Here is a 15,884-nt window from a genome sequence, read left to right as displayed (position 1 = left end):
CTCCCGAGCTTTGCCCGGCCCCACAGAAGCTGGCGCGCGCCTAGGGCAGCTCCAGCGCGCTCAAGCGAAACCCTTGCGAGTCCTCGCTGTAATCCGCCCACTCACCGCGCCAGCTCTGGACCATGCCCTTGACGCAGTCGGTGACTTTATTGCGTTGAGTCGCCCGCTGGCAGCTGCGGTATTCGCAAGGCATCAGCCGGCCCAGGTGCAGCTTGCACCAGCCGCTGCCGTCATAAATGCTCGCACACACATAACCTGGCTGCCCCGTTCGCTTCGGTGCGTCACCTTCCACTGCCGGCGCGCGCACGTCACGCCAATACAGATATATATCCCCACAACCACCGAAGTTCTGATCAAAAACGACGTGGCCGGTCACGGTGACCCGTGTCGATCTAACCCTGGGCATCAACCTTGTCCTCTCTGGTTCGAGTGCCGAAGCCGTGATTATTCAGGGGACGTCAAGGAGAAAAACGAGGAAGAATCCGGCGTATTTGTAAGAATTTTCCCAAGCAATAGGGCAAGCGGCTTATGACGCTGCTGCTCTGCTCACCGTACGGCCGCGATCACCCGGAACGACTTTTTTCACCCCTTCTTGCGAACCCACCGCCCACTTTGTTATCTGTTAGGAGTTGGTTGCGTTTGGCCGAGGGCATGTCCAGACCTTTATCTCGATCCAGCCAGGCTGCCAGGAGGTGGCCCGGATTCTTTGCAGACAGGTTTACTTATGCACCGCAGGCACCTTCTCAAGGCCTCCATGGCGCTCGCCGCCTATACCGGCCTTTCCGGCACCGGGCTGCTGGCCGCACAGGCGATGGCCGCCACCGCCGATGGCGATGCCGAGCCATTCAGTTTCGATTTGCTGCAAGCCCAGGCGCGGCAGTTGGCCACCCAGGGTTATACCGACCGCAAGCAGGTGTTGCCGCCGACCCTGGCGAACATGACACCCCAGCAGTTCAATGCCATTCAGTACGACCCCAAGCACTCGCTCTGGTACGACAACAAGGGCCAGCTGGACGTGCAGTTCTTCCACGTGGGCATGGGCTTCAAGCTGCCGGTGCGCATGTACAGTGTCGATGCGGCCAAGCAGCAGGCGCGCGAGGTGCACTTCCACCCGCCGCTGTTCCGCTACGACAACACCGGGGTGGACACCAAGCAGCTCAAGGGCGACCTGGGCTTCGCCGGTTTCCGCATGTTCAAGGCACCGGAACTGGACAAGCACGACATCCTGTCATTCCTGGGCGCCAGCTATTTCCGCGCAGTGGACTCCACCGGCCAGTACGGCCTATCGGCCCGCGGCCTGGCCATCGATACCTATGCCAGGAAGCGCGAGGAATTTCCCGACTTCACCAAGTTCTGGTTCGAAACCCCGGACAAGGAAAGCACCCGCTTCACCGTCTATGCCCTGCTGGAGTCACCCAGCGCGACGGGCGCCTACAGGTTCGACATCGACTGCCAGGCACAACAGGTAGTGATGGCCATCGATGCCCATGTGTTCGCCCGTACCGACATCGAGCAGTTGGGTATCTCGGCGATGACCAGCATGTTCAGCTGCGGCACCCATGAGCGACGCATGTGCGACACCATCCACCCGCAAATCCACGATTCGGACCGGCTGGCCATGTGGCGCGGCAATGGCGAGTGGATCTGCCGCCCGCTGAACAACCCGGCCACGCTGCAGTTCAACGCCTTCGCTGACAACAACCCCAAGGGTTTCGGCCTGGTGCAGACCGACCACGAGTTTTCCAGCTACGAAGACACCGTGGACGGCTACGACAAGCGCCCCAGCCTGTGGGTCGAGCCCACCACCAACTGGGGTGAAGGCGCGGTCAGCCTGATGGAAATCCCCACCACCGGCGAGACCCTGGACAATATCGTGGCGTTCTGGACGCCCAAGCAACCGGTCAAGGCCGGCGACGCCCTGAACTTCGGCTACAAGCTGTACTGGAGCGCCCTGCCACCGGTGGGCACGCCGCTGGCTCGGGTGCACGCGACCCGTTCGGGCATGGGCGGCTTTACCGAAGGCTGGGCACCGGGCGAACACTACCCGGACGTCTGGGCCCGCCGCTTTGCCGTGGACTTCAAGGGCGGTGGCCTGGAACGCTTGCCGGAAGGTACCGGCATCGAGCCGGTGGTGACCGTGTCCAGCGGCAAGGTGCAGGACTTCAACATTCTGGTACTGCCGGACAAGGGCTACCGCGTGACGTTCGACTGGCACCCCACCAGTGACAGCGTCGAGCCGGTGGAAATGCGCCTGTTCATCCGCACCCAGGACCGCACTCTGAGCGAGACCTGGTTGTACCAATACTTCCCGCCTGCGCCGGAAAAACGCAAGTACAGCTGACGGTAACCCGTTGCAGGACCGGGCGACGCTCGATCCTGCAACGGTGCGGTCAATCGCGCAGGTCCGACTCGTGGATCGGCTGATCGCGGTGGGTGGCGCGCTGGTATTGGGCGGGCCAGGTGGCCTGGCGGCCGTTGAGGTCGTCGTCGGCGTGCAGCGGCCAGTAGGGGTCGCGCAGCAGTTCACGGGCCAGCAGGATGATGTCAGCCTGGCAGGTGCGCAAGATGTGCTCAGCCTGGGCAGGTTCCGTGATCATGCCGACGGTGCCGGTGGCAATGCCCGCCTCCTTGCGCACGCGCTCGGCGAAGCGGGTCTGGTACCCGGGCCCTGTGGGAATCTCGGCATTGGCCGCGGTACCGCCCGACGACACATCCACCAGGTCCGCCCCCAGGGCCTTCAGGCGCTTGGCCAGTTCAACGGTCTCATCCGGGTTCCAGCCGTCCTCGACCCAGTCGGTGGCCGACACGCGCACGAACACCGGCAATTCTTCGGGCCAGACGGTGCGAATCGCCTCGGTGACCTGCAGCGTCAGGCGAATGCGGTTTTCAAACGACCCACCATAGCTGTCCTGACGCTGGTTGCTGATCGGCGACAGGAACTGATGCAACAGGTAGCCATGGGCCGCATGCACTTCCACCACCTTGAAGTTGGCCTTCAGTGCCCTTCTCGCCGCCTCGACGAACGCCAGGATGATTTCCTGGATCTGCCCTTCATCCAGCGCGGTGGGCGCCGTGTGACGTGGGTCGAAGGCGATCTTCGACGGCCCCACCGGCACCCAGCCACCTTCATTCACTGGAATACTGCCGGACTTGCCGAGCCAGGGGCGGTAGGTGCTGGCCTTGCGCCCCGCATGGGCCAGTTGAATCGCCGGCACGGCGCCCTGGGCGGTGATGAAGCGAGTAATGCGTTGCAGTGGCTCGATCTGCTCATCGTTCCACAGGCCCAGGTCTTCAGGGGTGATACGGCCGTCAGCGGTCACGGCGGTGGCTTCGGTGAACACCAGGCCAGCACCGCCCACGGCGCGGCTGCCCAGGTGCACCAGGTGCCAGTCGTTGGCCAGGCCATCGACACTGGAGTATTGGCACATGGGGGAGACCGCGATACGGTTGGGCAGTGTCAGTTGACGCAGGGTATAGGGTTCCAGCAGCACGCTCATGGGGCACCTCTCAAGGCTTGGGGTCGGGCGCAGACAATGTCTAGAGCCTAGTCGACAACCTCACCTCGAGCAGGGTTCAGCGTTTTTTCAACGCGGCTCCATGTGCGCAATCAACAGCTGCACGGTTTCCTGGCCACGGAACTCGTTGACGTCCAGCTTGTAGGCCAGTTCCACCCAGCGCACGGTGGGGTTGGGCCACACGTCGCGGTCGATGCCAAAGGCTATGCCATCAAGCTTCACGGAACCGCATTCGCTCTTGAGCACCACCTTCAGGTGCCGCTCGCCCACGACTCGTTGCTCGGCCAGCTGGAACACGCCGTGAAACAGTGGCTCGGGGAAGTGCTGGCCCCAGGGCCCGGCGTGACGCAGGGCGCGGGCCAATTCGAGGTGGAACTCTTCCACGGCCAGGCTGCCGTCGGTCAGCAGGCGGCCGGTGAGGTCGTCCTCCTGCAACTGGCGGCGTACTTCTTCGTCGAAGGCCTGGGCAAAGGCGGGGAAATTGCTTTCGGGCAACGACAGGCCTGCGGCCATGGCGTGGCCACCGAATTTGCTGATCAGTTGCGGGTGGCGCGCCGCCACGGCGTCCAGCGCATCGCGGATGTGGAAGCCAGGGACCGAACGCGCCGAGCCCTTGAGCATGCCCTCGCCGGCATCGGCAAAGGCGATGGTGGGCCGGTGGTAGCGTTCCTTGAGGCGCGAGGCGAGGATGCCGATCACCCCCTGGTGCCAGTCCGCGTCGAACAGGCACAGGCCGAAGGGCATGTCCTCCAGCGGCAAGTCCTTGAGCTGGGCCAACGCCTCCCGCTGCATCCCTTGCTCGATGGATTTGCGGTCCTGGTTCAGTTCGTCCAGTTGCGCGGCCATGGCCTGGGCCAGGGCGCTGTCGTCGCTGAGCAGGCATTCGATGCCCAGGCTCATGTCGTCCAGGCGCCCCGCTGCGTTCAGGCGCGGGCCGAGGATGAAGCCCAGGTCGGTGGAGGTGATGCGCCGGTGGTCGCGCTTGGCTACCTCCAGAATCGCCTTGAGGCCCGGCCGGGCGCGGCCGGCACGAATGCGCTCCAGGCCCTGGTGCACCAGGATGCGATTGTTGGCGTCCAGCGGCACCACGTCGGCGACACTGCCCAGGGCCACCAGGTCGAGCAGCTCGCCGATGTTGGGCTGCGGCTTGCTGTCGTAATGGCCCAGGCTGCGCAGGCGTGCGCGCAGGGCCATCAGCACATAGAAAATCACCCCGACACCGGCCAGCGACTTGCTGGGAAACTCGCAGCCGGGCTGGTTGGGGTTGACGATGGCATCGGCGGCGGGCAATTCGGGGCCTGGCAAGTGGTGGTCGGTGACCAGCACCTTGAGCCCCGCGGCCTTGGCGGCGGCCACGCCGTCGACACTGGAAATTCCGTTGTCCACGGTCACCAGCAGGTCCGGTTGGCGCTGCAGCGCCACAGCGACGATTTCCGGCGTCAGGCCATAGCCGTATTCGAACCGGTTGGGCACCAGGTAGTCGACATGAGCCGCGCCCAGCAAGCGCAGGCCCAACACGCCAACGCTGCTGGCGGTGGCACCATCGGCATCGAAGTCGCCGACGATGAGGATGCGCTGGCGCTGGGCCAGGGCGTCCACCAGCAGCTCCACGGCCGCGTCGATGCCTTTGAGCTGCTGGTACGGGATCAGCCGCGCCAGGCTCTTGTCCAGCTCGGCCTCCGACTGCACCCCCCGCGCCGCGTACAAGCGGGTGAGCAAGGGCGGAAGGTCACCGAGAAACGGCAGGGTGGCAGGCAGTTGACGCGGTTCGATACGCATGGGGCTTCTTATTCAGGGGCAAAAATCGGAACGGGCGGTACGGCTCAGCCGCGCTCGCCCATCAGCCATTCCAGTTGCACTTCGTGCTGGCCGCGGTCGTCGGTGACGAAAAGGGTGCCTTCGCTGATCATCACGTCCCACTTGATGGCACGTGGCATGTCCTTGGCCAGGGTTTCCAGGACCTCCTGGGGCACGGCGGCGATGTTGACGTTCTTGAGGTTCTTGACCGCGTCCACCACCTTGGTCTGCCACACGCGCAGGCTGCCGTAAGCCAGCAGGCTGGTGCGCTCGGTACGGCGCGAGCACCAGGTCAGGCGGTCAGCGTCAGGCTGGCCCACTTCGATCCAGTGCACCACGCGGTCGTCCAGGCTTTTTTCCCACAGCGCCGCTTCGTCTACATCAGACAGGCCACGGCCGAACGACAACTGTTCGTTGTACCAGAAGGCGTAGGCCAGCAGGCGCACGGCCATGCGTTCCTCGGTCTCGGAAGGGTGCCGGGCGATGGTCTGCTTGACGCTTTCGTAGACACCACGGTCGAGATCGGTCAGGTTGAGTTCGAATTTGTAGGTCGTGGACGGCTGGGCCATGAGGGGCTTCTTGCTACGAGGAAAAGTCGCACAGTCTAACCGATCGTGGCCTAATCAACTAAGGTCGATAGCCGACAACATTACCGGACAGGCACAGACCTGTGCTACACAGGCCATTGAGTTGTTTCGGAGCCCGCATCATGGAAGGTCGCCGCCGAGCGTTGACGTTGTTGCTGTGCCTGGCCGTGCCACTGGTCGCCTGGGGCGGGGAACCTTTGACCTGGCTGGTGCGCGACCTGCCACCGCTGACCATCGAAAGTGGCCCGCGTGTGGGCCAAGGCGCCGTGGACCGCGTATTGCCGCTGCTGATGCAGGCGCTGCCGGACCATGACCACAGCGTGGTCCGCGTCAACCGCGCCCGGGCCTTGCAGATGCTGCAAGAGCCGGCACTGAGTTGCGACCCGGAGTTACTGTGGACGCCCGACCGCAGCCAGGCAGCGGTGTACTCCATCCCCATGTTCGCCACCTTGACCAACGGCCTGATCATTCGTCACCAGGACCGCCATGGTTTCAACAGTTTCATGCGCCACGGTGCCCTTGACCTCCCGGCACTGCTGGCCAGCCCCAACATCAAGGTGGGGCGCGTGGCAGAGCGCAGCTATGGCGGGGCCATCGATACCATGCTGGCGGCCGCGCCACCGGCAGCGATCAATGCCCACCATGGCGACGATGCCGTGGCCAGCCTGTTGCAGATGCAGCAACGGGGTCGGCTGGACGGGGTATTGGGCTATTGGCCGGAAGTATTGTACCTGGCGCCCCAACAGCGCATCGCGGGGCAAGACCTCGAATTCCTGCCCGTGCTGGGGGTGCCCCGTTACCAGAATGTCTACGTGGCCTGCTCCAACACTGCCCAGGGCCGCGCCGTGATCCGGCGCCTGAACGAACGGTTGGCAACGCTACGCATCACCACCTTGCCGGGCTATTACGCCGAGTGGCTGGACCCCGCCAGCCGCCAGGACTACCTGCGCGACGCCCGGCGTTTCTTCACCGACCCGGCAACCCGCTAGGCAGATCGCAGGCAAAAAGAAACCCCGGGCAGTGGGGAGGCTACCCGGGGTCAAACATGGCCCAACTGCTGGGCCAGTACGACAGGTGGCAGGCACCGGAGCACAATGCCAGCCCCCCTGCCCTTACGTGATGTGAACGTAACGCTTGCGGAAGGTTCCCTAGCTCATCACCGCGCCAGCAACAGGTGCCTGCACACTGGCAGCCATCGCCGCCAGCATGCAGGGTTGCAGGCGGCCTTCGACGACCATCAGGTCCCGGTGCAGGCCGTCAACGACGTCGGTGAGCGCCCGGGTGTCGGCGAACTGGCGACGGCTGAAGCGCCGGTCCAGTACCAGAGCGCCGGTCGAATCGCGCAATATCACCCGGCATTCAAGCGGGCCGCCCACATCGACCACGTCCACGTGGTAAGGCGTCAGTGCTTCAGTCAGCAGCTCGTTGATATTTTCCATTCGATCACCACTCAGTTGTTCGAAATCAAGGTGTCTATCAATGACCCGCCGTAAGGGCAAAAAGTTCTAATGCGCCCGGCGGGGAGTGAAAGTGCGGTTTCAGCTTGCCCGTGGAATATGACAGTTGAAATACCGAAAAAGCCAGCCCCACGGGTGGCAGTGGACCCGTAAAGGCTCGCGGATGTGCCAGACTGATAGCCTCGCCACGGAGCAACCCTCGTGAATAGCCGCTCGCCCTTGCGCATACTCATCGCAGACGACCACCCCATCTTCCGGATCGGGCTGCGCGCCGTGCTGCAGCAGGACCCTGACTTGCTGGTGGTCGGCGAGGCCAGTACGCCCTCACAACTGACCCAATGGCTGGAGGAAGGCGAGTGTGACCTGCTGATCACCGATTTCATGATGCCGGCCGAACACCAGAACGATGGCCTGCGGTTGTTGGAGACCCTGCACCGTCGCTGGCCAGCGCTGCCCATTCTGGTGGTGACCATGCTGACCAACGGCGGCTTGTTCCGCTCCATGCTGGAAACCGGCGTGAAGGGCGTGCTGGGCAAGGCCAGCCTGGTCAGCGAACTGCCGCAGGCCATTGCCCAACTGCGCCGCAACAAGGTGTTCATCGCCGAATCGGTAAGCCAGGTACTGCTTCAGGAAGGCGAGGCGCGGCCCGACCGCCTGTTCGAGCGCGAGGCGCTGTCACCCCGGGAGCTGGAGGTGACCCGCCTGCTGGCTGGCGGGCTGTCGGTAGGTGAGATAGCCCAGCAACTCAACCGCAGCAAGCAGACGGTCAGCGCCCAGAAGGTCAGTGCCATGCGCAAGCTGGGGGTGGCCAACGATGCGGCGTTGTTCATTTACCTCCAGGAACATGGCCTGGCCTGACTTCACGGAAGCCAACCATCCGGAGGCCGATCGGGAGCTCATTCATTCCCCTGTGGGACCGGGCGAAGCTCGGGAAGCAGCTGCCGCGGTTCAGCAGATGCACTGTGGTGTTCTGTTTCCGAACTTCCCCCGGTCTCACCGGGGCGGGGCCATTGGCTGGCCTCGTGGGTGCCCATCCAGGTGCGCAATGCCGGGCCGGCCATGGGCCTGGCCACATAATGGCCTTGCAGTGCAGGCTGGCCCAGGGTTTCCAGCGCCAGGAAGTCACTGGCGGTTTCCACGCCTTCCACCACCACAGCCAGGCCCATGCGCCGAGCCATGATCAGTGCACCGGCCACCACTGCCGCCTTGCGGCCGTCCTCGGCTACGCCACGCACGAACTGGCTGGGTATCTTCACCTCGGAAAACGGCAGGGCCAGCAGCCGTTGCAGGTTGAAATCCCCCATGCCGAAATCATCGATGGCCAGCCCGCAGCCCAGCAAACGCAGGCGCAGCAAAGCCTCCAGCGCCACGCTGCTGGTGCAGGCCTGCTGGCTTTCGACAATCTCCAGGGTCAATACCGACGCCGGCAGGCCCAGGGGCTGAAGCAAGCCCCTGAGCCGCTCCACGAACCCTTCGCTTTCGATCAGCGAGGTGGGCACGTTGACGGCTACCGGCAAGGCCTCGCCCTGTTCGTCGCGCACCGACGCGCTCAAGGCCAGCGCGCAGTCGAGCATGTGCCAGCTGAGGTGCGGCAGCAAACCGGCGTAGCTCACCAATGGCAGAAAGCTGGCCGGCGACAACAGCCCCAGGGCCGGATGCTCCCAGCGCACCAACGCCTCGACGCCCAGTAACCGGCCGTCCAAGGCCACCTTGGGCTGAAAGTACGGCTGCCACTGTTCAAGCAACTGCGGCAGGCGGTCAACCGTGAGTTCGTCCAGCGCCACCAGTTCGTCGACCTCAACCAGCGGCATGGCCCGCTGCTCGGCGTTTCGGTCATAACCTTGCAGCAGTTCATGCAGCACCGCCGGGCTGGCGGGTTTCTCCAGCACGCCGAGCACCTGCAGCCCCAGGTGCCGAGCCAGTTGCCCGACGCCGTCGAGCAGGTCGCGCCCCAGGCTGGAAAGAATGATCAGCGCACGCGCTTGCCGGTACCGCGCCAGGTGGCGGATCACCTGCAGCCCGTCACCTTCCTCCAGTTGCAGATCGCAGATGGCCACGTCCACCGGCCCGCGCCGCTCAAGCGAGCCCAGCGCACCCTCTACGGTGTCGGCGGTCAAAACGTCGAACACCCCGCTGGCATTGAGCATCTGGTGCAGTGCCATCAGCTGGAACGGACTGTCTTCAAGAATCAGGACTTTCAGTGCGTGCATGTGCCTATCTCTCAATACGCCACTTCAGTGGCGACGCTGGGGCACACTCTAGGCCGTGTAACAGGCCAGACACATAGGACAAGTCCTATTTTGGGTAGGACATTTCCCAGAGTTGGCGCTCAATGTCTTCGGCCAACTCGTCCAGGCGTGCGTGCAGGGCCGCCCATTCATCTTCCAGGGCTTGGGCACGCTGTTCTCGGGCGCTGACGTCAAGGGCCGCGCAGGCCTTGGCCATGGGCGCGGCGTCGATCAGGCAGGCCACCCCCTTGAGCCGATGCAGCGCCGCCCGCAACGCCGGCCAGTCGGCCTTGGACACGGCGCTGGCGAGCCCTTCCAGCTCCTGAGCGATGTTGCGCTGGAGCTCTTCGAGCATCCGGCGCATCACTTCGGCGTCGGCCTGGGTCATGCGCCGCAGGGTATCCATGTCGAAGGCTGGCGGTACGCCCAAGCCAGCCAGCAGCCGGCCCAGCGCTTGCAGCTCCAGCGGTTTGACCAGCAACTGGTTCATGCCCGCCTCGCGACAGCGCTCGGCTTCCTCTGCCTGGCCATTGGCGCTACAGCAAAAGATCGGCACCGGCAGCCGCCCCGCTTCAGCTTCTGCCCTGCGAATGGCCTGTGTCAGGGCATAGCCGCTCATGCCCGGCATGCGGCAGTCGGTGATGATCACGTCCACGGGGTGCTCGCGCCACCAGGCCAAGGCCTCTTCACCGCTGCTGGCCGTGTGCACCGCGTGGCCGAAAAAGGCCACTTGCTGGCCCACCACCAGCCGGTTGGCCGACAAGTCATCCACGACCAGCACGCGCAAGGCCCGCGTGGGCACGTCAGGAGGCGCATCGACGACAGTGCCAGGCTTCGCGGCCACGCGAGGCAGCGGCAAGCGCAGTACCACGCAGGTGCCTTCGCCTACGACGCTACTAAGCTGGATTTGCCCGTCCATGAGGCTGACCAGTTGCTTGCAGATGCTCAACCCCAGCCCCGTGCCCTGCCCGTCCGGTTGCCCACCCACCTGCACGAACGGCTTGAACAACCGGCCCTGCTGCTCGCTGTCGATGCCCACCCCGGTGTCACGCACGCTGACCTGCAGCGGGCTGCCTGGACGGCCCTGCACGTCGATGTACACGCCGCCCCGCGCAGTGAACTTGAGGGCGTTGCTGAGCAGGTTGTGCATCACTTGGCGCAGGCGCAACGGGTCGAAGCGGTAGACACCGTCGGCCTCGGGGGCAAGGGTCAGCTCCAGCACCAGGCGCCTTTGGCTGGCCTGGGCAGCGAAGAGTTGCACGATGGCTTCGAAGAAGGGGCGCAGCTCGACGGCCTCGGGCAGCAGTTGCAGGCTGCCGGACTCGATCTTGGCGAGGTCCAGGCTGTCGCCGATCAAGGCGATCAGATCGCGGGCCGACTGGTAGGCCACGTCCACGGCCCGCGACGGCTCGCCGCCGCGCAGGCGGGTGGTTTCGCGCTCCAGTTCCAGCAAGCCGATGATGGCCGCCATGGGGGTTCGGATCTCATGGCTCATGGTCGCCAGAAACCCACTCTTGGCTTGGCTGGCCTGCTCGGCCACCTCCCGGGCCTTCACCAGTTCGGCCTCCAGCCGTTCCCGCTGGTGGATCTGTGCTTTCAGGCGGCTGCTCCACATCAGCGACACCAGGCCGAACGACAACGCCGCCGCCAGGGCCCACCATACCCAGGGCGCGATGCGCTGCCACACCGGCGCCTGGCCATCGACCGCCCCCAGCCATTTGATCCGCACCGCGCGCAGTTCGGCCACCGGGTAGGCCTCCAGCGACTTGTTGAGGATGCTGAGCAAGTAAGGCTCGGCCAGGCGCACCGCAAAATGGTCTGCCGCCCAGCCACCCTCCACGCTGCGCCCCACCCTGAGTTCGCCCTGGGGGTAACGGGCCACCGCGCGCCAGGCGCTGACCTCGCTGTCCAGGGTGGCATCGGCTTCGCCCTTGCGTACCAGGTCGCGAGCCTGGTCGTAGGTGTCCACCAGGCGCAAGCGGATGCGCGGGTATTGCTGGCGCAACTGGCTTTCTAGCGCGTGCTCGCGTGGCAGGGCCAGAACCCGCCCGGCCATGTCATCCAGCGACGCGACGCCAGGGCCGTTGCCGCGCACCACGAACACCCAGCCCTGCCCCCCGAAGGAGTGGCTAAAGCCCAGGAACACCTTGCGCTCGGGGCTTTCCGACAGCGTGGTGCTCATGTCGGCGGTGCCGTTGCGCAACGCCTGCAGGTTCTGGGCGATGGAGCCGGAGGGGATGAATTCGAACTGCAGGCCGGTCATGGACGAAACCGTGGCCAGCACGTCGCGGTTGAGCCCGACCCAATTGCCCTGGCGGTCGCGGTACAAGTAGGGTGGGTACTCGCTGGCGATCACCCGGACCTTGGGGTGTGCCTGGCGCCATTGCGCTTCCTCGGCGCTCAATTGCACCCGCGGTTGAGCAATGTCCGACCCCAGCCCGGCGGTCCAGCGCCCCAGGATCTCGCGGCGCAGCGGTTCTTCGATACTGCCCAGCGCGCGGTCGAGCATTGCCTGCAGGGGGCCGTCACCGCGGCGCACGGCAAACGCAAAGCCGGCCGCAGGCAAACGGCCGCTATCGGCGATGCGCAACCCCATGAACGGCCGCAGGGCACTGTAGGCACGTACCACCACCTCATTGCCGACGAAGCCCTGCACGTCCCCCTGCGCCACGGCCTCCAGCCCGCTGGCCAGGCTCGGGGCGACTACGATCGGGTGGCCGGGATAGGCATCATGCAGCACCGCAAGGTCAGTGTAACCGTCGAGCACCGCGATCTTGCCGCCGGCAGGCAAGGCGGCCTCTGCCCCGGTGTCGCGTACCACGAGCACAGCATCGTCAGGCATGTAGGCGCGGCTAAAGGCAAGCCCGGGCACTTGCCGTTCGAAGCCGCTGGCACCGGTAAGAATATCGATTTCGCGGTTCTGCAACGCCTCCACGGCTTCTTCACGACGGGCAAAGCCTTGAATCTGCAGGGGCGCGCCCAAGCGGCCGGCGATCAGGTTGAGGTAATCGGCGCTGATGCCGCGGTACCGGTTGCGGTCAACGGTGATGTCCACCGGTTCATGATCGGTGATGGAGACCCCCACCCGCAGCACCCCATGGCGCTGCAACCATTGCTGGTCGGCGGGGGCCAGTACCAGGGGGGTCAACTGCGTGAAAGCCGGCATCAGGGTGAAAGGCAGGCTCTGGGCAGCCTGCGCCAGCCCACAGGACGCCAGGCACAGCAACGCCAGCCAGGCGGCCAGCCAGCGTTTCGATGCGTGGTGTGCGTGCTTCATGCCCGTGCCCTTGAACCCGTTTCCCAGGGTCAAGTTTGACACGTAGAAAAGATAAAGCCCGTCAGCGACGGGCTTTAAGTGTTGCAGGACTAGTCCGTCACAGCGGCTTGCCGCGGTTGCCATGCTGGCTGACGAAGGCTTGCACGGCCTTCAGGTCGTTGGGCAGCACAGTGCACTTTTCTTCGCGGCTGAGCAGGTCGGTCAGGTGCGCGGGCAGTTCCAGCGCCTTGCCCACGCCCGCCTTGACTACCGCGTCCGGGAATTTGACCGGGTGCGCGGTGCCCAGCACCACCATGGGAATGTCCAGGCTGCGGCGGCATTCGCGCGCGGCCTTGACGCCAATGGCGGTGTGCGGGTCCAGCACTTCGCCGGTCTGGGCGAAGACTTCGGCGATGGTCTCGCAGGTGGCTTCGTCGCTGACCGCCAGGGAGTCGAACAGCTTGCGCGCTTCGGTCCAGCGCTCCTGCTCGACGCTGAAACCGCCCCCTTGCTTGAAGGTGTCCATCAGCTCGGCGATGGCTGCGCCGTTGCGACCGTGCAGGTCGAACAGCAGGCGTTCGAAGTTGGACGACACCATGATGTCCATGGACGGCGACAGGGTGGCGTGCAGGGTTTCCTTGACGTACTGGTTGCCGCTCATGAAGCGGTGCAGGATGTCGTTGCGGTTGGTGGCCACGATCAGCTGGTTGATCGGCAGGCCCATGTTGCGCGCCAGGTAACCGGCGAAAATATCGCCGAAGTTGCCGGTAGGCACCGAGAACGACACCGAGCGCGCCGGGCCGCCCAATTGCAGGGCCGCGTGGAAGTAGTAGACGATCTGGGCCATGATGCGCGCCCAGTTGATCGAGTTCACGGCGACCAGGCGCGTGCCCTTCAGGAAGCTCTGGTCAGCGAAGCTGTTCTTGACCATTTCCTGGCAGTCGTCGAAGTTGCCTTCGATGGCGATGTTGTGAATGTTGTCGCCGAACAGCGTGGTCATCTGCCGACGCTGCACTTCCGATACGCGCTGGTGCGGGTGCAGGATGAAGATGTCGACGTTTTCGCAGTGCTTGCAGCCTTCGATGGCGGCCGACCCGGTATCACCACTGGTGGCGCCGATGATCACCACACGCTCGCCACGCTTGGCCAGCACGTAGTCCAGCAGGCGGCCGAGCAGTTGCAGGGCGAAGTCCTTGAACGCCAGGGTCGGGCCGTGGAACAGCTCCATCACCCATTCGTTGCCGTTGAGTTGGCGCAGCGGCGCCACGGCGTTGTGTGCGAACACACCGTAGGTTTCTTCGAGGATCTTCTTGAAGTCGGCGTCCGGGATGCTGCCGGTGACGAACGGGCGCATGATGCGGAACGCCAGCTCGTGGTACGGCAGGCCGGCCCACGAGGCGATTTCTTCCACGGTGAAACGTGGCAGGTTTTCCGGCACGTACAGGCCGCCGTCACTGGCCAGGCCAGCCAGCAGCACGTCTTCGAAATTCAGGGCCGGGGCTTTGCCGCGGGTGCTGATATAGCGCATTTTTTCCAACCTTTGGTTCGAGCTTCAAGCTTCAGGCTACACGCTGCAAGTGGGTACGCGCACATTCATGAACGTGCGGTGCCTCGCTTGCAGCGTGCCGCTCACCGCTTGCCGCTGCCAGTTAATTGAGGTGTTCGACGCGGATGCGGACCACTTGGCCGACCACGCCTTCCAGCGCTTCAAGCGCCTTGATGGCGTCGTTCATGCGCTGTTCCTGCACCCGGTGGGTCAGCAGGATCATGGGCACCAGGCCGTCCTGTTCCTCGACTTCCTTCTGCAGGGCCGACTCGATGTTGATACCGCGCTCGGACAGGATGCTGGCGACCTGGGCGAGCACGCCCGGGTGGTCCTTGGCCTGGATGCGCAGGTAGTAGGCGGTTTCGCATTGGTCGATCGGCAGAATCGGGTGCGCCGACAGCGAATCGGGCTGGAAGGCCAGGTGCGGCACGCGGTTCTCCGGGTCACTGGTCATGGCGCGAACCACGTCCACCAGGTCGGCGATGACCGAGGAAGCGGTAGGCTCCATGCCGGCCCCGGCACCGTAGAACAGGGTTGAACCGGCGGCGTCGCCGTTGACCATCACCGCGTTCATCACGCCATTGACGTTGGCGATCAGGCGGTCGGCCGGGATCAGCGTCGGGTGCACGCGCAGTTCGATGCCGGCGGCGGTGCTGCGGGCCACGCCCAGGTGCTTGATGCGGTAGCCCAGGGCCTCGGCGTAGTTCACGTCAGCGGTGGTCAGCTTGGTGATGCCTTCGGTGTAGGCCTTGTCGAACTGCAGCGGGATACCGAAGGCGATGGACGCCAGGATGGTCAGCTTGTGCGCCGCGTCGATGCCTTCCACGTCGAAGGTCGGGTCGGCTTCGGCGTAACCCAGGGCTTGGGCCTCGGCGAGCACGTCTTCGAAGGTGCGGCCCTTCTCGCGCATTTCAGTGAGGATGAAGTTGCCGGTGCCGTTGATGATGCCGGCCACCCAGTTGATGCGGTTGGCCGACAGGCCTTCACGAATGGCCTTGATCACCGGAATGCCACCGGCCACGGCGGCTTCGAACGCCACTATCACGCCCTTCTCCCGGGCCTTGGCGAAGATTTCGTTGCCGTGCACGGCGATCAGCGCCTTGTTGGCGGTGACCACGTGCTTGCCGTTCTCGATGGCCTTGAGCACCAGTTCGCGGGCCACGGTGTAGCCGCCGATCAATTCGATGACGATGTCGATCTCAGGGTTGGTGGCCACTGCGAAGACATCGTTGGTAATGGGGGTACCGGTAATCTGGCAATTCGGGTTGTGCGAACGCATGGCAATCTGAGCCACCTGGATACCACGCCCGGCACGGCGGGCAATCTCCTCGGCGTTGCGCTGAAGTACGTTGAAGGTGCCGCCACCGACGGTACCTAACCCACAGATGCCTACTTTGACCGGTTTCACTCTGAACTCCCCATAAAACGGCCGACACAGGGTCGGCCGTGACAAACCGCCGCACACCCGTGCGGCTTGGTATTTACGGCCTGGCGGGCA

The 15,884-nt window shown here is 64.6% G+C and carries 12 protein-coding genes; 3 read left to right on the top strand and 9 right to left on the bottom strand.

All coding sequences use genetic code 11. The features are described from left to right. Positions 1-40: 40 nt before the first annotated feature. A complete protein-coding gene (locus tag HWQ56_RS06045; RefSeq protein WP_176570024.1) occupies positions 41-376 on the bottom strand; it encodes a hypothetical protein in 336 nt (111 codons plus the stop codon). A 348-nt stretch (positions 377-724) separates the two neighbouring features. Here HWQ56_RS06045 and HWQ56_RS06040 point away from each other — a divergent pair, with 348 nt between their 5' ends. Continuing rightward, complete coding sequence (locus HWQ56_RS06040; protein ID WP_176570023.1) at positions 725-2,341, top strand: glucan biosynthesis protein D; 1,617 nt, start codon at positions 725-727, stop codon at positions 2,339-2,341. A gap of 49 nt (positions 2,342-2,390) precedes the next feature. Here the strand turns inward: HWQ56_RS06040 and HWQ56_RS06035 are convergent, their stop codons facing one another. The 3 genes from HWQ56_RS06035 to HWQ56_RS06025 all read right to left on the bottom strand — a co-directional run bounded on the left by HWQ56_RS06035 (position 2,391) and on the right by HWQ56_RS06025 (position 5,881). After that, positions 2,391-3,497, bottom strand: a complete 1,107-nt coding sequence (locus tag HWQ56_RS06035) for an NADH:flavin oxidoreductase/NADH oxidase (protein WP_158157782.1) — start codon at positions 3,495-3,497, stop codon at positions 2,391-2,393. A gap of 87 nt (positions 3,498-3,584) precedes the next feature. Next, the gene (recJ, locus tag HWQ56_RS06030; RefSeq protein WP_176570022.1) at positions 3,585-5,294 is read right to left on the bottom strand and encodes a single-stranded-DNA-specific exonuclease RecJ; all 1,710 of its coding nucleotides are present in this window, start codon (positions 5,292-5,294) and stop codon (positions 3,585-3,587) included. Positions 5,295-5,338: 44 nt separating this feature from the next. Beyond that, positions 5,339-5,881 carry a YaeQ family protein gene (locus HWQ56_RS06025; RefSeq protein WP_158157780.1) on the bottom strand — a complete coding sequence of 181 codons (543 nt, stop codon included), beginning with the start codon at positions 5,879-5,881 and terminating at the stop codon, positions 5,339-5,341. Positions 5,882-6,021: 140 nt separating this feature from the next. Between HWQ56_RS06025 and HWQ56_RS06020 the strand changes: the two genes are divergently transcribed. Next, the gene (locus tag HWQ56_RS06020) at positions 6,022-6,888 is read left to right on the top strand and encodes a TIGR02285 family protein (RefSeq protein ID WP_176570021.1); all 867 of its coding nucleotides are present in this window, start codon (positions 6,022-6,024) and stop codon (positions 6,886-6,888) included. 159 nt (positions 6,889-7,047) lie between these two features. Here HWQ56_RS06020 and HWQ56_RS06015 read toward each other — a convergent pair whose 3' ends face one another. After that, the gene (locus tag HWQ56_RS06015; protein ID WP_158157778.1) at positions 7,048-7,338 is read right to left on the bottom strand and encodes a DUF3509 domain-containing protein; all 291 of its coding nucleotides are present in this window, start codon (positions 7,336-7,338) and stop codon (positions 7,048-7,050) included. 219 nt (positions 7,339-7,557) lie between these two features. Between HWQ56_RS06015 and HWQ56_RS06010 the strand changes: the two genes are divergently transcribed. Next, a complete protein-coding gene (locus tag HWQ56_RS06010; protein ID WP_176570020.1) occupies positions 7,558-8,214 on the top strand; it encodes a response regulator in 657 nt (218 codons plus the stop codon). Between the two features lie 38 nt (positions 8,215-8,252). Here the strand turns inward: HWQ56_RS06010 and HWQ56_RS06005 are convergent, their stop codons facing one another. From HWQ56_RS06005 to HWQ56_RS05990, 4 genes are all read right to left on the bottom strand, one after another. Beyond that, the gene (locus tag HWQ56_RS06005; RefSeq protein WP_158157777.1) at positions 8,253-9,566 is read right to left on the bottom strand and encodes an EAL domain-containing response regulator; all 1,314 of its coding nucleotides are present in this window, start codon (positions 9,564-9,566) and stop codon (positions 8,253-8,255) included. An 85-nt stretch (positions 9,567-9,651) separates the two neighbouring features. Beyond that, positions 9,652-12,861 carry an ATP-binding protein gene (locus tag HWQ56_RS06000; protein ID WP_176570019.1) on the bottom strand — a complete coding sequence of 1,070 codons (3,210 nt, stop codon included), beginning with the start codon at positions 12,859-12,861 and terminating at the stop codon, positions 9,652-9,654. 97 nt (positions 12,862-12,958) lie between these two features. Next, complete coding sequence (gene thrC / locus HWQ56_RS05995) at positions 12,959-14,368, bottom strand: threonine synthase (RefSeq protein ID WP_158157775.1); 1,410 nt, start codon at positions 14,366-14,368, stop codon at positions 12,959-12,961. Between the two features lie 121 nt (positions 14,369-14,489). Beyond that, positions 14,490-15,794: a homoserine dehydrogenase gene (locus tag HWQ56_RS05990; RefSeq protein WP_158157774.1), complete on the bottom strand. Its 1,305-nt coding sequence runs from the start codon at positions 15,792-15,794 to the stop codon at positions 14,490-14,492. Positions 15,795-15,884: the final 90 nt, after the last annotated feature.

Source organism: Pseudomonas eucalypticola (genome assembly GCF_013374995.1).
Lineage (GTDB): Bacteria > Pseudomonadota > Gammaproteobacteria > Pseudomonadales > Pseudomonadaceae > Aquipseudomonas > Aquipseudomonas eucalypticola.
Note: the sequence above shows the minus strand (reverse complement) of the source record. Positions and strands in the feature narration are given on the sequence as shown.